The sequence below is a fragment of the Cupriavidus sp. 05T313 genome (genome assembly GCF_056396665.1).
The window spans coordinates 1-16,794 of the sequence record NZ_JBFTLX010000015.1 but is presented as its reverse complement, the minus strand read 5'-3'; the positions used below and the strand labels follow the sequence as shown (position 1 = coordinate 16,794).

Sequence of the window (16,794 nt, the reverse complement as noted above, 5' to 3'; positions counted from 1 at the left end):
GCGTCAGGCTCCGAGAATCTTGCCGTTCGGCTGGTAGACCGGCCAGTAGCTCTGCAGGCTCAGGTCGTTCAGCGCGTTCTTGAGGAAGCTCGTATCGATCCACTGGTCGACATCGAACCTGGCGCGCGACAGGCGCAGGCGGTAGGCCTGCTCGGTGGCGTCCTTGTAGCGGCTGACCAGGAAGGGGTCGAAGTTCGGGTTCAGCCGCACGCGCAGCGGTTCGCCTTCATAGTCCTCCTTCCAGTGCTCGTAAGGCGTGCCGGCGCGCGCCCAGGTGCGCAGCACGTCTTCGCGGTTCTTCTCGTCGGAGGCCCAGCGCGCGGCCTGCACCGCCGCCTTGACGAGTTGCTGGGTGGCTTCCGGATACTTGCTGGCGAAGGCGTCGGTCACCAGCACATGGCTCTGGCGCGTGTAGATCGGCGACTGGCTCTTGCTGGAGTAAAGGATGCGCACCGCGCCCTTGTCGCGCAGGCGCAGGATGTCCATGGCGCCGATGGCGCCGTCGATATCGCGTGTTGTCAGCGCGGCCAGGTAGCCGGCGGTGTCCAGGTTCAGCAGCCGCAGGTCTTTTTCGGCGAGGCCATTGGCCTCAAGCAGGCGCAATGCCGGCAGATGCATATTGGTGCCCTTGAACAGCGACACGCGCTTGCCGCGCAGGTCCRACACCGTCTTGAGCGGGGAGTCGGGCGGCACGCCGATATAGATATTGGTGCGCACGCCCGTGGCCAGCACCAGCCGCGTCTTGAGGCCGGCGGCGCGCGCCACGATGGCGGGCAGGTCGCCCTGCATGGCGAAGTCGAGCTGGTTGGTGCTGATGGCCTCGTTCACCGCCGGGCCCGCGCCTTTGAAGAAGAACCATTCGATAGGCGTGCCCGAGGGCTTGAACGCTTCCTCCAGCCATCCGCGCGCATGGGCGATGGCCATCGAACTACCCGCGAAGCTCGGCGGCGTGCCGGTGGCCGGCTGCGCCACGCCAATGCGGATCACGTCGGGCCTGGCGGCGCCGCTGGCGCTGAATGCGCTCAGCGGGCTGGCGGAAGCGGCGGCACCCAGGCTGGATACGGCAAGGCGTTTGAGAAGGGTTCGTCGCGTGATTGCCATCTTGGCTGTATCCCTGTGCAAAGCGGTGAAGAGTGAATCGACGGCTCTCAAGATACGCGGTGCTGCCGGCGCGGCAGAAGGAATGTTTTTGGCTTTGGTTATGGGCTGCGCGCATATGCGCCGCAGGTGGCAATGTTTGCGCGGCCACGCATAAGGGCATGCGTTATCCTTCGTTCCGCGAAGCAGCGGGGTGGCATAGAGTGCGCCATTTTCGAACCGTGACCTTGGCGAGCCCATGACGAACAAGAACGAGAAGAACGCGCAGCCGCAATCCGGCCGGCGCCGTTTCCTGCGCCAGGGTGCAGGACTGGGCGGCGTGGCGCTTGGCGCCGGTGCCCTCGCGGCGGCTGCGCCAGCCACGGCGCGTGCCGAAGCGCTGACGGTGCCGCCGTGGACGCGCGCGCCCGGCGAGCCGGTGCTGTGGCGCGCCTACGGCCAGCCCGCTGAGTTCGAGAAGAACGTGATCCGGCGCAACCGGGGCGCCGCGCCGATGCCCGGCGCCAACTCATCGATGACGCCGCTGCAAGACCTGCACGGCATCATCACGCCCACGGGCCTGGTATTCGAGCGCCACCACGCCGGCATCCCGCTGATCGATCCTGCCCTGCACCGGCTGGCCGTGCATGGGCTGGTGGATCGTCCGCGCATCTTCACCATGGACGACCTGGTGCGGCTGCCATCGGTGTCGCRCATTCACTTTCTCGAATGCTCCGGCAATACCGGGCGCGAATGGCGCGCGCCGAGCGCCACTTCGGTACAGATCAGCCACGGCTTGCTGTCGTGCTGCGAGTGGACCGGCGTGCCGCTCTCCGTCGTGCTGGAAGAGGTGGGCGTGCAGCCGGAAGCGGCCTGGGTGCTGGCGGAGGGAGCCGATTCCGCGGCGATGACGCGCAGCGTGCCGATGGCCAAGGCGCTGGAGGATGCGCTGCTCGTCTACGCGCAGAACGGCGAGATGCTGCGGCCCGAGCACGGCTATCCGCTGCGGCTGTTCCTGCCGGGCTTTGAAGGCAATATGAGCATCAAGTGGCTGCGCCGCCTCAAGCTCGGGCGCGAGCCGTTCATGACGCGCGAGGAAACCGCGAAGTACACCGACTCGCTGCCCGACGGTAGCGCGCGCCAGTTCACCTTCCTGATGGACGTGAAATCGGTGATCACGTTTCCCGCGCCGGATCACGTGCTGCGCGACAGGGGCTTCCATGAAATCTCCGGGCTCGCGTGGTCCGGCCATGGCCGCATCCGGCGCGTGGACGTATCCGTGGACGGCGGCCGCAGCTGGCGCGAGGCAAAGCTGCAGGATCCCGTGCTCGACCGTGCGCTCACGCGCTTCCGGCTGTCGTGGCGCTGGGATGGCGGCCCCGCGGTGCTGCAAAGCCGCGCCATCGACGAGGCCGGCAATGTGCAGCCCTTGCCGGATCAACTGGTGGCCGCGCGCGGCTACGAGTCCACTTATCACTACAACGCCATCCAGGCATGGCGCGTGGGCGCCGACGGGAGGATTGCCAATGCGCGCGCCTGACACTCTCCGTAGATCCCTTGGTGCTGTCCTGCTGGCGATGGTCGCGGTGTGCCCGCGGGCACAGGCGCAGACCTATGGCCTGGGCCTGCTGGCCAGCGAGCGCGATCTCGCCGCATGGAATATCGACGTCACGCCCGATGGCGCCGGCCTGCCGCCGGGCAGTGGCAGCGTGGCGCGCGGCAAGCAGGTCTACGAAAACTTATGCGCCGCGTGCCACGGCATCAAGGGCGAAGGCAAACCGGCCGATGCGCTGGTGGGCGCGCAAGGGAGTCTGAAGAGCGCGCACGCGAATGGCAAGCCGCCGCTGAAGACCATCGGCAGTTTCTGGCCGTATGCGACCACGGTGTTCGATTTCATCAATCGCGCGATGCCTTACAACGCGCCGCAAAGCCTGAAAGCGGACGAGGTTTATGCGGTCACGGCCTACCTGCTGCATCTGAACGGCATTGTGCCCGCGGAGGCTGTGCTCGATGCGCGGACCCTACCGCAGGTGCGGATGCCGAACCGCGATGGCTTCGTTGCCGACGGCCGGCCCGATACCGCCAACGTGCCCTGCCGCAACGCCTGTGCGGCGCGACCCTGAGTCCAATGTAAAGACATGGATATGCGTTAAACGGATAAGCGGCAGCGATTTCATTCGTTGACCGCTGCAGGCCTGGAACTCTACAGTGCAAAGCTTGAGAACGAGCGGTGCAGGGCCCGGCTTTTGCCGGAAACGGCATCGCACCTGGATCCGATATCGGATCCGCACTTTAGGTCTTCCGTTTTAGGTCCCCCGCTTAAGAGCCTGTCATGACGATTGGAACCCACACGGCCTCATTCACGCTTGCTGCCGCCCCCGCCGTTTCAGCCGCTGCTTCCGGCAGCGCCGCTTTCGAGATCCGTCCGTTCGAGGCGCCGCTCGGCGCGGAGATCATCGGCCTGGACTTGTCCGAGCCGCTGTCCGCGGAAGACTTCGCGCGCATCCATCGCGCGCATCTCGACTATCACGTGGTGGTGTTCCGCGACCAGCGCATCACGCCGGAACAGCAGATCGCCTTCAGCCGCCGCTTCGGGCCGTTGCAGATCCATGTGCTGCATCAGTTCCAGCTCGCCGGTCATCCCGAGATACTGATCGTCTCCAATGTGCTCAAGGACGGCAAGCCGATCGGCCTGGGCGACGCCGGGCATTTCTGGCATTCCGATCTCTCGTACAAGGAAAAGCCCAGCCTGGGCTCGCTGCTGCATGCGCAGGAGCTTCCGGCCGAGGGCGGCGATACGCTGTTCGCCAACATGCACCTGGCCTGGGAGACGCTGCCCGCGCACCTGAAGAGCGCGGTGGAAGGGCGCAATGCCGAGCACACCTACCTGGCCAGGTACGCCGAGTTGCAGCAACGCAGCCCGTGGCGTCCCAACCTGACGCCCGAGCAGATCGCGCAGGTGGCGCCGGTGCTGCAGCCGGTGGTGCGCACGCATCCGGAGACCGGCCGCCGCGCGTTGTTCGTCAGCGAGCATTTCACCACGCGCATCGCCGGGCTGCCCGAGGATGAAAGCCGTGACCTGCTGGCGCAACTGTTCGCGCATAGCGTGAAGCCGGAACACGTCTATCGCCACGCATGGCAGGAGCACGACCTGGTGTTCTGGGACAACCGCTCGCTGCTGCACCTGGCCGCCGGCTGCCCGGAGTCGCTGCGCCGCGTGATGTATCGCACCACGATCGAGGGCGACCTGCCGGTCTGACCGGCACGCACGTCCGGATCATCCTGTCCCATACCGAATCCACCGAACCGAATCCACCGGAGTTCCGCATGTCCCTGCTTCGTTCCCGTCTCTTCTCCGCCCGCTGGCCGCGTGGCGCCGTCGCGCTCGCGCTGGCTGCCGGCATGGCGATGTCCGGCGCGGCCCGTGCGGAAGGGAAGATCCGCATCGCCGAGCAGTTCGGCGTAGTCTACCTGCTGCTCAACGTGGCGCGCGACCAGCAACTGATCGAGAAACACGGCAGGCAGCAGGGCGTCGATGTCAAGGTGGAGTGGACGCAGTTGTCCGGCGGCGCGGCCGTCAACGATGCGCTGCTGTCCGGCGCGATCGATATCGCCGGCGCCGGCGTGGGGCCCTTGCTGACGATGTGGGATCGCACGCACGGCAAGCAGAATGTGAAGGGCGTGGCGTCGCTGGGCAACTTCCCGTACTACCTGGTCAGCAACAATCCCAAGGTCAAGACCATTGCCGATTTCACCGACAAGGACCGCATCGCGCTGCCCGCGGTGTCGGTATCGGTGCAGTCGCGCGTGCTGCAGCTTGCCGCCGCCAGGCAATGGGGCGACAAGGAATTCAACCGCCTGGACAAGTGGACCGTGGCGGTGCCGCACCCCGATGCGGCCGCGGCCATCATCGCCGGCGGCACCGAGATCAGCGGCCACTTCGGCAACCCGCCGTTCCAGGAACAGGAACTGGCCGGCAACCCCAATGCGCGCATCGTGCTGAACTCGTATGACGTGCTGGGCGGCCCCAGCTCGGCCACGGTGCTGTACGCCACCGAGAAATTCCGCAATGACAATCCCAAGACCTATCGCGCCTTTGTCGATGCGCTGGCCGAGGCGGCACGGTTCGCCACTGCCAACCCGGAAGCTGCGGCCGACCTGTATATCCGCGTGAACAAGGCCCGGATCGACCGCGCGCTGCTGGTCAAGATCCTGAAGAACCCGCAGGTGCAGTTCAAGGTCACGCCGCAGAACACCTTCGCGCTGGCCGAGTTCATGCATCGGGTGGGCGCCATCCGCAACCAGCCGAAATCCTGGCAAGACTATTTCTTCCAGGACCCGGCCACTGCCCAGGGTAGCTGACATGGCCGTGCAGCCTTCCCCGCTACGCGTGGTTTCCGCGCGCCCCGCCGCAGCCACGCCGCTGTTGCAGGTCGACGGCGTCTCGCTGGAGTACCGCACCCGCGAGCGCGTGGTGCGGGCCACCCACCAGGTCAGCTTTGATGTCCATGCCGCCGATCGCTTTGTGCTGCTTGGCCCTTCGGGCTGCGGCAAGTCGACCCTGCTCAAGGCGGTGGCGGGCTTCGTGCCGCCGTGCGAGGGCGAGATCCGGCTGGAGGGCGTGCCCGTCAGCGCGCCCGGCCCCGACCGCATCGTGGTGTTCCAGGAGTTCGACCAGTTGCCGCCCTGGAAGACGGTGCGGCAGAACGTGATGTTCCCGCTGGTGCGCTCACGCGGCATGTCACGGCGCGAGGCCTCGGCATGCGCGCTGCATTTTCTCGACAAAGTCGGGCTGGCGAATTTCGCCGATGCCTATCCGCACACCCTGTCCGGCGGCATGAAGCAGCGCGTGGCGATTGCCCGCGCGCTGGCGATGCGGCCCAAGGTGCTGCTGATGGACGAGCCCTTTGCCGCGCTCGACGCGCTGACGCGCCGGCGCATGCAGGAGGAATTGCTGGCGCTGTGGAACGACGCCGCCTTCACGCTGCTGTTCGTCACGCATTCGATCGAGGAAGCGCTGGTGGTCGGCAGCCGCATCCTGCTGCTGTCGCCGCATCCGGGGCGCGTGCGCGCCGAACTCAACAGCCACCAGTACGACCTGGCCAGCCAGGGGGGCGCGGAGTTCCAGGCTACCGCGCAACGCATCCATCATCTGCTGTTCGACGAGCCGCCGCACGCCGCGCCGTCGACGGCACGCACCGCGCAGGCGCGCTGAGCCCCGCCAGGATCGACCATGAGCACAAGCACGTCATCTATTCCCGCCACCACGGTGGTCCGCGCCGAATATGAGCGCAAGCTCGAACCCTTCACCGCCTTGCCGGTGGCGCGCGCCTTGCCCTGGCCGCAACGCCTGTGGCAGCAAGGCTGGCTGCGCAAGGCGCTGATCCTGGCGGTGCTGGCCTGCCTGTGGGAAATCATCGCGCGCGTGCAGGACAACGACCTGCTGTTGCCGGGCTTTCTCGCCACCGCGCGCGCCTTTGCCGAAGGCATCGGCAATGGCGAGCTGCTGACCAAGGCGGGCATCTCCATGTCGGTGCTGCTGCAAGGCTACGCCGGCGGCATCGTGCTGGCCTTCGTGCTGACCACGCTGGCGGTCTCGACCGAGCTGGGGCGCGATGTGCTGGACACGCTGACCGCCATGTTCAACCCGCTGCCGGCCATCGCGCTGCTGCCGCTGGCGCTGTTGTGGTTCGGGCTGGGCAGCAAGAGCCTGGTGTTCGTGCTGGTGCATTCGGTGCTGTGGCCGCTGGCACTGAACACCTATGCGGGCTTTCGCGGGGTGCCCGACACCCTGCGCATGGCCGGGCGCAACTACGGGCTGCGCGGCTTGCGCTATGTGCTGCTGATCCTGGTGCCGGCCGCGCTGCCCGCCATCCTGTCCGGTCTGAAGATCGGCTGGGCCTTCGCCTGGCGCACGCTGATCGCGGCCGAGCTGGTGTTTGGCGCGTCGTCTGGCAAGGGCGGGCTGGGCTGGTACATCTTCCAGAACCGCAACGAGCTGTACACCGACCGCGTGTTCGCCGGCCTGGCCATGGTGATCCTGATCGGCCTGCTGGTGGAGAACCTGGTGTTCAAGACGCTGGAACGCGTGACAGTGCGCCGCTGGGGCATGCAGCACTAAGGCGGTATTGGCCCGCAACGGCGTGGAGCGGGCAGAGCGCCAGCGGCGACGACTGGCTTCAGCGCGAAGTGCGCTGTGTTTCGATCAGCCGGCACAGTGTCTGGATGGCGCCTGGCATGGATTCCGCGGGGGTATTGCCAAAACCCATCAGCAAGCCTTGCCGCGCGCTTGTGCACGGCGGCGCGAAGAATCCCGATAGCGGCGCGACGCCAATCTGTTGTGCCCGTGCGGCGGCTACCAGCGCCTGGTCGTCGCAATCATCGGGTAACTCCGCAAGGAGATGCAGTCCCGTGGTAGCGGTCAAGACGGACAGATCTCCACTGCCTGCGGCACTGATAGCCGACAGCAAGGCAGAGCGCCGTTGCGCGTAGAGCGATTTGGTTCTGCGAATATGCGTGCCGAGATGGCCGTTGCCGACAAATTCTGCGGCAGTGACCTGCAGCGACATCGGCACACGGTGGCCGCTGCCATTGCGCACTTTTTGCAGAATATCGATCAGATCGTCGGGCACGACCAGGAATCCCAGCCTCAGGCCTGGGGCCAGCAGCTTACTAAGTGTACCGATATAGATCACGCGTCCGTTGTCGCCATCAAGTGCTTTCAGGGCAGTCGTCGGCGCGCAATCGTAGTGGAACTCGCTATCGTAATCATCTTCAAGAATGAACGCATCGGCATCGTGGGCCCACTGCAAGAGTGCTAGGCGCCGTGCCAGGCTCATGGTGACGCCCAGCGGGTATTGGTGCGAGGGCGACACCACCGCAAGCTTTGCATCGGGCGCGCGCGAGCGCCCATCGAGCACATCCAGGCCTTCTGCATCCACGCGAATACCGACCGCGCTCACTCCGGATAGCAAAAGGCTGCGATAGGCGGCATCGTATCCGGGATTCTCCACCCAAACGCGATCCCCGCTATCCGTGAGCGCTAGCGTTGCGATCAGGATTGCCGCTTGCGCGCCGGGGGTAACGACGATGTTGTGCGAACGGCAGCTTACACCGCGCGCCGCGCCGAGATACTCCGCCAGCGCTTCTCGCAATGGCAGGAAACCTTGCGGGTCGCCATACGAAAAATCCGGCGGCGTGCGCCGGCGCCAGATGCGGCCCTCAAGGCGGCCCCATAGCGCGTAGGGGAATGCATCCAGGGCTGGCAGACCCGGGGTCAGTGGCCACGCCGCATGCGCGACCGACATTGAATCGGGACCGACCAGCAGTCGCGCGCGTGCCGACCCCATCGTTGCTTGCCGCGGGGCTACAGGCGTGCATAGCGATTGCGCCTTGTTGCCGATCCGGGCCGCCACATAGGTACCCGCGCCCTGACGCGCCTGCAGAAACCCCTCGGCGATCAGCTGCTCGTAGGCATCGGTGACAGTCATTCGCGACATGCCGAGTTCCAGCGCCAGTACCCGCGATGCCGGAAGCCGGATGCCTGCCTGCAAGGTGCCATCCGCGATGCCTCTGCGAAAAAAACGCACCAGTTGCTCGCGCAGGGATAGGGGATCGTCTTGTGACGGCAGGAAGCCGGTCCAGATCGGATAAGCAGTGGCGCGCGTCTTCACAAGGGCGATTTGGTCTGGTCTGTGTGTGCCTGGGCAAGCGCTGCAAAAGGCGCTTGGGTCACAAAGTGGTCTGATTAATTATATATAAGTGGATATTCAAAATAGACCATTTAGACCGCAAACTCGGGACCTATGCAACCAATCAAAGACTCAAGCACGGCCCCCTTGACGGCGACGGTCCGCCGATCAGACGACTTGCTGCATCCAATCGTTGCGGCGCTGATCTCGGTGATCGTCAACTACGGTGGGACCTTTATTCTGGTGCTCCAGGGCGCGAAGTCCGCTGGACTGAGCCCCCAGCTGACCGCTTCATGGATCTGGTCGATCTCGATCGGCGTCGGAGTGACCGGGGCCTGGCTGAGTTACCGTTATCGCGAGCCAATCATCACGGCATGGTCTACGCCAGGAGCTGCCTTTCTCATTTCAGTACTGCCGAATACGCCTTATCCGGAAGTCATCGGCGCCTATATGCTGTCCGCCCTTGGTTTTGTGGTGCTGGGGCTGTCGGGCTACTTCGAGCGGGTCGTGAAGATGATCCCATCAGGCATCGCGGCAGGCCTTCTGGCTGGCATTTTGCTGCGCTTTGGCATGGGTGCCTTTGGTGGCGCGGGCGTTGATCCGTTGTTGGTAGGCGCACTGATTCTCAGCTATGCAGTGCTGCGCCGCTTTACGGCGCGTTATGCGATCATTGGCGTACTGGTGATCGCCATCATGCTGTTGCTTGGGCTGGGGCAGGTCAGCTTCCAGAGTGTTGCGCTGAGTTTGGCTGCACCCGTGCTGACCACGCCAGCCTTCTCGCTCAACGCGGTGTTTAGCGTTGCGCTCCCACTGTTCCTGATCACGCTGACCGGCCAGTACATGCCGGGAATGCTGGTGCTGCGCAACGACGGCTTCAAGACCAGTGCCAATCCCATACTTACGGTGACCGGGCTTGGTTCCCTGCTGATGGCGCCTTTCGGCTCCCATGCATTCAATGTGGCAGCGATAACGGCGGCAATCTGCACGGGCAAGGAGGCGCACGAAAATCCAGCCAGGCGGTACATCGCCGGCCTTGCCTGCGGGGTGTTCTACACGCTCGTCGGTGTGTTCGGTACGACCCTGGTGACGTTGTTTGTGGTGCTCCCCGCGACTTTCATTACCACGCTGGCTGGCCTCGCCTTGCTGGGGGCAATTGGCGGCAGCCTCGCAACCGCGCTGGGCGATCCACGTGGACGTGAAACGGCCTTGATGACATTTCTGGCGACAGCGGCCGACGTCACGCTATTCGGGCTTGGCGGTGCATTCTGGGGATTGCTTGTCGGTCTGGTTGTGCATGGATTGATCCATGGCAGTTTCAGATGTTCCAGGTGCGGCTAATCCACTTTATACCCCGCCGCGACCGCTGCCACAGGCTGAGGAGTGGCCTTATCTATCGCCTTGCGGACGCAGCAGAGTCGAGTTTTCGAGCCCGAGCTTCGCAAGCACGCGTCCGGCGGCATTCGCCACGCTCTCGCCGTGCGGGGGCATGACCAGGTGCGCCGCCTCGCGATAGAGCGGATCGCGTACCCGGTAAAGGGCTTCCAGCGTGGCGCGCGGGTTGGGGCCTTGCAGCAGCGGGCGGTTGCGGCCGCGCCGGGTGCGCTGCCACAACTCCGCGGGTGAAGCGCTCAGGTAGATCACGTAGCCGCGCGAGCGCAGCATCTCGCGGTTTTCCGGGCGCAGCACGGCGCCGCCGCCGGTGGCCAGCACGATGCCTTTACGCTGTGTCAACTCGTCGAGCGTGCGGGTTTCGCGCTGGCGGAAGCCTTCCTCGCCTTCCAGCTCGAAGATAGTGGGAATGCGCACGCCGCAACGCGCCTCGATTTCGTGATCCGTATCGAAAAAAGGCAGCCCCAGCCGGCGCGCCACCGTCCGGCCAATGGTGGTCTTACCGGCGCCCATGAAGCCGATGAAGAAGAGGTTTTCGAAGTCCAAGTGTGGGGGGGAGCCAGCGGCAGGCTCCGGATTCGGTCTTCTCTACGTTAGCACGAGATGGGCGCCGCTCAAAACGGCACGGTGTTCCGTTGCTTCGGCGGCTTCGGTACAAGGGGCTTCACAGACCGAGCAGCTGCCGCGCTTGCGCGGGCGTGGCCACGGCGCGGCCATACTCCGCGCACAACTGCGCTACCCGGCCGACCAGTTGCGCATTGCTGGCGGCCAGCGTGTCCTTGTCCCAGCGCACGTTGTCTTCCAGGCCGGTGCGGCAGTGGCCGCCGAGTTGCAGCGTCCAGTGGTTGACTTCCAGCTGGTGCCGGCCGATCCCCGCCGCGGTCCAGGTCGCGCCAGGCAGCACCTTCTTCAGTTGCTCCACCGGCCATGTCGGGGCGCAGGTCGAGCATGGCGCCGCGCTGCTCCATGGCGCGTCCGCGTCCGCCGGTGGAGAACTGCACGATCATGCCGGGGCAGTGCTTGCGGATGCCGTCCTGCAATTGCGCGAAACGCGCGGGGTCCGAACTGGAGTTCCCGGCTTCGTCGCGCACGTGCAGGTGGACCAGCGTGGCGCCCGCCTCGAAGCTCTCGTGCGTGCTCTCGATCTGCTCCGCGACGGAGATGGGGATGGCGGGGTTGTCCGTCTTGCGGGGGACCGAGCCGGTGATGGCCACCGAGATGATGCAGGGTTCTTGCATTTGAAACTCCGGGGAACGATTGTGGTGCCCGCCTCAGGCGGGCCGGGCCTTGTGGTTGCGGCTGGCCAGGGCTTGGGCCGCCATGCGCAGCGAGGCGTTGGCCGCGCCGAAGCCGAGGTAGCCGTCGCGCTGCACCAGCTCGAAGAAGAAGCGGTCGTGGAAGGGCTCGGTGTAGGCGTGCAGGAATTCGCCGCCGGCATCCTTGTCGTAGAGCAGTTGCTGCCGGCGCAGGCGCTCCAGCAGCGCGTCGTCCAGTCCGAGCCGCGCGCCGACATCGTCGTAGTAGTTGTCGGGCACGTGGAGCATGGCGGCCTCGGCGGGAACGATGCGCTCCAGCGTGGCGCTCAGGCCGGGCGTACGGAAGGCAATGTGGTGGATGCCCGAGCCGGCATAGGCCGTGACGAACCTGCCGGTGGCGGTGCGGCTGCTTTCCGAGACGTTGAGCGGAATCCGGATGTTCTGCTCCGGGCTGACCATGGCGCGGCTTTTCACCAGTCCGTACGGGTCGGCGATCTCGTGCAGCGCCTCGGCCTGCAGGCCGAACACCGTCTTGTAGAACAATACGAAGCTGTCGAGCCGGTGCGGTGGCAAGGCCTGGGCGATATGGTCGATGGCCGTGAGGCCCGCGCCTGTGTCGTCGGCGCAGCCGGGTTCCAGCACGAAGTCGCTCTCGTAGATGCTGCGGTCCGAGTCCTTCTCGTCGATCAGGTAGAACAGCATGCCGTCCGGCGCGCGCACCGCGGGAATGCTGCGCTCGTCCGGGCCGATGGGCTCGCGCCATTCCTTGCACAGCAAGGCCCGCGCACGCGAGACGGCGCGCTGGGCGTCGTCCACCTTCAGCCCGAGCGCGCAGACGGAAGGCCCGTGAAGCTGGAAGTGCTCCGCGGCGGCGCTGTCCTGCTCGGCGTTGAGGATGATATTGACGCCGCCCTGGCGGTACAGGTCCACCGCCTTGGAGCGGTGGCGGCCGGCGTGGCTGAAGCCCAGCGAACGCAGCCGCGTGCCCAGTTCCCGTCCGGCTACATAGTCCACCGCGAATTCCAGGAAGTCGACGCCGCCGAAATGCGGCGCGGCTGGCAGGGCGGGGCCCCCGGCTTCGGATTCGAGCCAGATCAGCGAGCGCAGGCCATCCTGCGCGGTCAGGCGCGCGGGCGCCGCGCGGAATTCGTCGTTGAAGATCTCCAGCGACAGTGGTCCGCGATAGCCCGCGCCGATGGCCGCGCGTGCAAACTCGGTCACGGCGAGATCGCCCTGGCCGGGAAAGTTGCGGTAGTGCCGGCTCCACGACAACACGTCCATGCTCATGCGGGGCGCATCGGCCAGTTGCACGAAGAACAGCTTCTCCGCCGGCACTTCGTCGATGCCTTCCAGCGTGTCGCCCAGCGAGAGCGTGTGGAAGCTGTCCAGGATCAGGCCCAGCGCGGGGTGGTCGGCCCGCCGCACGATATCCCATGCCTGCCGCCACAGCCTGGTGTGCCGGGCCCAGGCCAGCGCCTCGAAGCCCACCAGGAGCCCGCGCTTCGCCGCGGCTTCGGCCATGGCGCGCAGGTCGGCGGCGGCGCGCGCGGGATCGTCGATGGCGATGCCCTGCACATTGCTGCAGACCAGCACCATGCGCGCGCCCAGTTCCTCCATCACGTCGAACTTGCGTTCAGCGCGCGCCGTAGGGGAAGGTTAGGACCGATCTGACGCAGCAACAAGCGCAATCCGCGCGCATACGTGCGATAATCGCGCCATTGAGAGCGACTGGCGCTCGGAACTAGGGTTATCGCTATGGATAAAGAACCGCTGAACCGGCGCGACTGGATTGCCGGACTGGAAAAGGGCCTGGCCATCCTGGAGGCCTTCGATAACGATCATCCGCGCCTGACGCCGACGCAGGCGGCCCAGCTGACGGGCCTCACACGTACCGCGGCACGACGTTATCTGCTCACCCTGGAGCATCTGGGCTATACCACCAGCGACGGCACGCTGTTCAGCCTGACCCCCCGCGTGCTCAAGGTGGGCTGGTCCTACTTCGACTCGGCGCGCCTGCCGCGCACGGTGCAGCCTTTCCTGCAGCAGATCACGGCGGCGGTCGGCGAGCCGGCGTACCTGAGCGTGCTGGATGCATGGGAACTGGTGTTTATCTGCCGTACGGGTACGAGCCGGGTGATGAATACGGGTTTTGTGCTGGGTGCGCGCGTGCCGGCGCCGCTGGCTTCCGCCGGCGTGATGATGCTGGCCTCGGAGCCTGAGGACAGGGTCAAKGCGTGGCTGGAAGACGTCGTGCTGACGCCGTACACGCCGTACACGATCATGCAGCAGGACCGGCTGCTGGCCGAGATCAGGAAGGCGGGCGCGCAGGGTTATGCGCTGGTCGAGCAGCAGTTGCAGATCGGCGTGCGGGGGGTGGCGGTGCCGCTGCGGGATCGCCATGGGAAAGTGATCGCCGCGCTGAGCGTGAATATGCAGATCGGGGAGGAGAGCGCGGAGCAGGCGCTGGAGCGGGTGTTGCAGGTTTTGCAGGATACGGCGATATCGATCATGCGGGTGTTGTGAGCAACCAGGCGCGCCGCAAGAGTGTGTGTTTGCCGGCCAACTGACTATCACTGACCACCGAGGCCACCATGACAATCAAACGTGCGGACCTTAACAAGGTCGACCTCTCGGATGTCGCAACCGGTGAAACGATCGAGCCGGCACACCCGGGAGAAATCCTGCGCGAGGACTTCCTCGTTCCACTCAATATGTCCGCGAATGCGCTCGCGGTGGCCCTGCACGTGCCGGCACCGCGCATCAACGACATCGTGCGCTGCCGCCGCACCATTTCGCCGAATACTGCGCTGCGCCTGACGCGGCACTTTGGCACCACGCCTGAATTCTGGACGAATCTGCAAGCGACCTATGACTTGCGCGTTGCGCAAGCGGCCGCCGGCGAAGCGATAGCTCGCGAGATTGCGCCGCTGGCGGCGTGATGGATCCACTCACTCCCCACCATCCCCCAACGCCGTCGCCAGCACATGCGGCCCTTCGGTAAGCTGCGCTTTCAAAAAATCGATGCACACCCGCATCTTGGCCGACCCCGAAGCCCGCGCGGTCGTCACCGCCCACACATCGGCTGGTTGCCGGTCAGCCGGCAGCACCCGCACCAGCGCATCGTTTCCTGCGGCAGATCACAGCGGCGGCCAGCTCGGCAGCGCAACTTCTTATCGCCTGACAGGCCCACGGTCAGTGCCGCGCTTTCCCATGGCTCGGATTTCACCCGCCGACGAACCGTCCGCTCGTTGGGCCAACTGGTTGATCCCGGGCGAGCCAGTCCTGCACTTCACTGTCCAAGGCCGGCAGTTGGCGAATGCCGCATCACGCATGTCCCTAGCGACTCACCGGTCTGCAGGCAGTCCCACAAGGGTTGCAGGAGCGAGCCCACTAGGAAGCCGAACAACAGGGCGGCGATGACATAGGCACCAACACGGTCGCGGGGCGGATCGGCGCGATTGAACCAGGCGCCGATCCGGCGCAGCCCATAACCGGCCAGATAGATCGCCGGAAACAGGAGGGCGGAGAACACGGATATGATGCCGAATGCGAAATACTGCATGCTTGTTTCCTTGAGTTTGGGAAGGTGCGTAGAGCGTATCGAGCCAAGTCAGCCTGCCATGGCGTCCGAACTGCCGATCAGCACGCAGCCGCATTCGGTGCCATCGCCTTCGCAGGCAGCGGGACGCTCGCCAATCATCAGGCCGGAGGTCGCTTCGATGATCTTGTTGATGCCGTGCGGCCGCCCGTCCGGGTAGTGCTGGGGGCAGTCCACCAGATCGCCCAGGCGGGCCATCGGCTGGCCGTCCAGCAGGTCCACCTCGGACCCGGTAGCGACCACGCCGTCGTGGCTGGTCTTGTCGCCCTTCTTGATGAGTCTGCGTTGCATCCTGTGTTCTCCTGAACTGGCTTATTGGGTGACGACCACTTCGACGCGGCGGTTGGTGGCGCGTGCGGTTGCGGTGGCGTTGTCCGTCAACGGCTCGCTATCCCCCTTGCCGACGGCTTCCAGCCGCTCCTTGGCGACGCCCTGCTGGCGAGGTATTCGCTGACCACGGTGGCGCGCTCCTCGGACAGTGCCTGATTCGATGGGTAGCGGGCGCTCTTGATCGGCTGGTTGTCACTATGGCCGATGATCTGCACCGTGCCCTCCACCTTGTTGAACTCGGCGGCCAGCTTATCGAGCGCTGGTAATAGTTTCCTGCGTACCTCGGCCTGGCCTGCGCCAAACATATCGTCGCCCCGAAACACCACGGTGCTGCGGCGGTAATCGTCCTTGACGGCCACCACACCGCGCGCAATCTCGTCCTTCAAGCGCTCTGTGAGCCGTAGTGGCATGGGCGGGGGCGGTGGCTTCATGTTGCCGATGTCCGTGAGTATTTGCAGCACTTCGCGCTGTTTGACCAACAGCTGATATTTGAACGAGATGAACATTCCGAGGAGGATCACCGAGGATAGCGCTACGGTGATCCAGACAGGTATGACGCGCAGCGGGGGGAAGCGGCCAGGCGGTGCGGGCTTCCAGTGGGGCGACAGTGCTTTCGGTACGGGGCCGCGATGCTGTAGCAGCAGGTCGTACAGCCGCCGGCGAATGGCATTGATACGCTGTGTTCCATCTGGCATCTTGCAATAGCGGCCTTGGAATCCCAGTGACAGCAGGATGTACATCACCTCGATGACGTCGATGTTCTCCGTCGGGTTTTTCAGCAGCCGGGCCAGCAGCTGAAAGAAGCGCTCGCCGCCCCGGTTGTCCTGATGGTGCAGGACCAGCAAGCTGTTCGTCGTCCACCAGCCTTGCCCCCAATCGTGCCGCTGAACGCCTTCATCGATGGCGCTGCAGAGGCAATAGTGCGCAGCGACAATATGTTCGTGCTTGATGTTCGCCCGTTCGGCCAGTTCCTGGAAATCCTTCAACTCCGCTGTCACGATGTCATGGAGATGCGGAACCATCTCCCGATCCTTCACCGGCGGCATCTCCGCAACAGCGAGAGCGAGTGGCCAGGCGGCTTCCATCAGTGGATTCGGCGCCGACAGCATCGTCTTCAAGCGCTGTTCCATGGTGGGTGGCGGCCGAATCACGCGCCTCTTCGGCCTGGGTTCTTCCGAATTGATAGCGGCTGGTTTGCCGTCATTACTCAGTGCTTGTGCCATGCCACTGGCTGAGGGCGGCGTGTCCGTCGCGGGTTCGGGCTTCTTCTGCGCGTCCATGGTCAACGTCTCCCTCAATCCGCCGGCGTAACCGGGTATGGCGCATCCGTCACGGTGTAGCCAAGATCGCGCAGTTTCTGTTTGACGAGTTCACGCTGTTCCTTGGTGTAGGTGACGTGTTCCTCGATCTTGAACGGCAGGTCCAGTTTCAGTGTCTTGGCGATGATGTTCAG

The 16,794-nt window shown here is 65.2% G+C and carries 15 protein-coding genes and 3 pseudogenes; 9 read left to right on the top strand and 9 right to left on the bottom strand.

Annotated elements, in window-relative coordinates; genetic code table 11:
• Positions 1-3 precede the first annotated feature (3 nt).
• Positions 4-1,101 carry an ABC transporter substrate-binding protein gene (locus AC1DKD_RS05825; RefSeq protein WP_477143067.1) on the bottom strand — a complete coding sequence of 366 codons (1,098 nt, stop codon included), beginning with the start codon at positions 1,099-1,101 and terminating at the stop codon, positions 4-6.
• Between the two features lie 235 nt (positions 1,102-1,336).
• Here AC1DKD_RS05825 and soxC point away from each other — a divergent pair, with 235 nt between their 5' ends.
• The 6 genes from soxC to AC1DKD_RS05795 all read left to right on the top strand — a co-directional run bounded on the left by soxC (position 1,337) and on the right by AC1DKD_RS05795 (position 7,198).
• Positions 1,337-2,617: a sulfite dehydrogenase gene (gene soxC, locus AC1DKD_RS05820; protein ID WP_477143066.1), complete on the top strand. Its 1,281-nt coding sequence runs from the start codon at positions 1,337-1,339 to the stop codon at positions 2,615-2,617.
• Positions 2,604-3,200, top strand: coding sequence for a c-type cytochrome (locus tag AC1DKD_RS05815; protein WP_441629357.1), 597 nt, complete (start codon positions 2,604-2,606; stop codon positions 3,198-3,200). Before soxC ends, AC1DKD_RS05815 begins: the two co-directional genes overlap by 14 nt.
• A gap of 209 nt (positions 3,201-3,409) precedes the next feature.
• Positions 3,410-4,336, top strand: coding sequence for a TauD/TfdA dioxygenase family protein (locus AC1DKD_RS05810; RefSeq protein WP_441629356.1), 927 nt, complete (start codon positions 3,410-3,412; stop codon positions 4,334-4,336).
• 68 nt (positions 4,337-4,404) lie between these two features.
• Positions 4,405-5,439 carry an ABC transporter substrate-binding protein gene (locus AC1DKD_RS05805; protein WP_441629355.1) on the top strand — a complete coding sequence of 345 codons (1,035 nt, stop codon included), beginning with the start codon at positions 4,405-4,407 and terminating at the stop codon, positions 5,437-5,439.
• A 1-nt stretch (position 5,440) separates the two neighbouring features.
• On the top strand, positions 5,441-6,292 hold the full coding sequence (locus AC1DKD_RS05800; RefSeq protein WP_441629354.1) for an ABC transporter ATP-binding protein: 852 nt from the start codon (positions 5,441-5,443) through the stop codon (positions 6,290-6,292).
• Positions 6,293-6,310: 18 nt separating this feature from the next.
• Positions 6,311-7,198, top strand: a complete 888-nt coding sequence (locus tag AC1DKD_RS05795; RefSeq protein ID WP_441629353.1) for an ABC transporter permease — start codon at positions 6,311-6,313, stop codon at positions 7,196-7,198.
• Positions 7,199-7,256: 58 nt separating this feature from the next.
• On the opposite strand, the gene pdxR is transcribed toward AC1DKD_RS05795, so the two are convergent.
• Positions 7,257-8,750, bottom strand: a complete 1,494-nt coding sequence (pdxR, locus tag AC1DKD_RS05790) for a MocR-like pyridoxine biosynthesis transcription factor PdxR (protein ID WP_441629352.1) — start codon at positions 8,748-8,750, stop codon at positions 7,257-7,259.
• Positions 8,751-8,882: 132 nt separating this feature from the next.
• Between pdxR and AC1DKD_RS05785 the strand changes: the two genes are divergently transcribed.
• Positions 8,883-10,106 (top strand): benzoate/H(+) symporter BenE family transporter, encoded by a 1,224-nt coding sequence (locus AC1DKD_RS05785; RefSeq protein ID WP_441629350.1) that lies wholly within the window; start codon positions 8,883-8,885, stop codon positions 10,104-10,106.
• A gap of 48 nt (positions 10,107-10,154) precedes the next feature.
• On the opposite strand, the gene AC1DKD_RS05780 is transcribed toward AC1DKD_RS05785, so the two are convergent.
• The 3 genes and pseudogenes from AC1DKD_RS05780 to AC1DKD_RS05770 form a co-directional block, all read right to left on the bottom strand.
• Entirely contained in the window at positions 10,155-10,703 is a 549-nt protein-coding gene (locus tag AC1DKD_RS05780) for a shikimate kinase (protein ID WP_441629348.1), read from the bottom strand.
• A 118-nt stretch (positions 10,704-10,821) separates the two neighbouring features.
• Positions 10,822-11,395: pseudogene (locus tag AC1DKD_RS05775) on the bottom strand (beta-keto acid cleavage family enzyme).
• A 33-nt stretch (positions 11,396-11,428) separates the two neighbouring features.
• Positions 11,429-13,057 (bottom strand): annotated as a pseudogene (locus AC1DKD_RS05770) (bifunctional sugar phosphate isomerase/epimerase/4-hydroxyphenylpyruvate dioxygenase family protein); the annotation flags it as partial.
• A 111-nt stretch (positions 13,058-13,168) separates the two neighbouring features.
• On the opposite strand from AC1DKD_RS05770, the gene AC1DKD_RS05765 reads away from it, so the two are divergent.
• Entirely contained in the window at positions 13,169-13,936 is a 768-nt protein-coding gene (locus AC1DKD_RS05765) for an IclR family transcriptional regulator domain-containing protein (RefSeq protein WP_477143065.1), read from the top strand.
• A gap of 68 nt (positions 13,937-14,004) precedes the next feature.
• Positions 14,005-14,352 carry a HigA family addiction module antitoxin gene (locus AC1DKD_RS05760; RefSeq protein ID WP_441629340.1) on the top strand — a complete coding sequence of 116 codons (348 nt, stop codon included), beginning with the start codon at positions 14,005-14,007 and terminating at the stop codon, positions 14,350-14,352.
• Between the two features lie 9 nt (positions 14,353-14,361).
• Here the strand turns inward: AC1DKD_RS05760 and AC1DKD_RS05755 are convergent.
• The 4 genes and pseudogenes from AC1DKD_RS05755 to icmH form a co-directional block, all read right to left on the bottom strand.
• Positions 14,362-14,535, bottom strand: a pseudogene (locus AC1DKD_RS05755) (LysR family transcriptional regulator); the annotation flags it as partial.
• Between the two features lie 167 nt (positions 14,536-14,702).
• Positions 14,703-14,975, bottom strand: coding sequence for a hypothetical protein (locus AC1DKD_RS05750; protein ID WP_441629338.1), 273 nt, complete (start codon positions 14,973-14,975; stop codon positions 14,703-14,705).
• Positions 14,976-15,023: 48 nt separating this feature from the next.
• Positions 15,024-15,302 carry a PAAR domain-containing protein gene (locus tag AC1DKD_RS05745; protein ID WP_441629336.1) on the bottom strand — a complete coding sequence of 93 codons (279 nt, stop codon included), beginning with the start codon at positions 15,300-15,302 and terminating at the stop codon, positions 15,024-15,026.
• An 86-nt stretch (positions 15,303-15,388) separates the two neighbouring features.
• Positions 15,389-16,621: a type IVB secretion system protein IcmH/DotU gene (gene icmH / locus AC1DKD_RS05740; RefSeq protein ID WP_441629334.1), complete on the bottom strand. Its 1,233-nt coding sequence runs from the start codon at positions 16,619-16,621 to the stop codon at positions 15,389-15,391.
• Positions 16,622-16,794: the final 173 nt, after the last annotated feature.

What these genes read in the sequence shown, in the direction of transcription:
- AC1DKD_RS05815 (WP_441629357.1), top strand. Translation starts at nt 2,604, where the DNA reads ATGCGCGCGCCTGACACTCTCCGTAGATCCCTTGGTGCTGTCCTGCTG.
- AC1DKD_RS05810 (WP_441629356.1), top strand. Translation starts at nt 3,410, where the DNA reads ATGACGATTGGAACCCACACGGCCTCATTCACGCTTGCTGCCGCCCCC.
- AC1DKD_RS05805 (WP_441629355.1), top strand. Translation starts at nt 4,405, where the DNA reads ATGTCCCTGCTTCGTTCCCGTCTCTTCTCCGCCCGCTGGCCGCGTGGC.
- AC1DKD_RS05800 (WP_441629354.1), top strand. Translation starts at nt 5,441, where the DNA reads ATGGCCGTGCAGCCTTCCCCGCTACGCGTGGTTTCCGCGCGCCCCGCC.
- AC1DKD_RS05795 (WP_441629353.1), top strand. Translation starts at nt 6,311, where the DNA reads ATGAGCACAAGCACGTCATCTATTCCCGCCACCACGGTGGTCCGCGCC.
- AC1DKD_RS05785 (WP_441629350.1), top strand. Translation starts at nt 8,883, where the DNA reads ATGCAACCAATCAAAGACTCAAGCACGGCCCCCTTGACGGCGACGGTC.
- AC1DKD_RS05760 (WP_441629340.1), top strand. Translation starts at nt 14,005, where the DNA reads ATGACAATCAAACGTGCGGACCTTAACAAGGTCGACCTCTCGGATGTC.
- AC1DKD_RS05750 (WP_441629338.1), bottom strand. Translation starts at nt 14,975, where the DNA reads ATGCAGTATTTCGCATTCGGCATCATATCCGTGTTCTCCGCCCTCCTG.
- AC1DKD_RS05745 (WP_441629336.1), bottom strand. Translation starts at nt 15,302, where the DNA reads ATGCAACGCAGACTCATCAAGAAGGGCGACAAGACCAGCCACGACGGC.
- icmH (WP_441629334.1), bottom strand. Translation starts at nt 16,621, where the DNA reads ATGGACGCGCAGAAGAAGCCCGAACCCGCGACGGACACGCCGCCCTCA.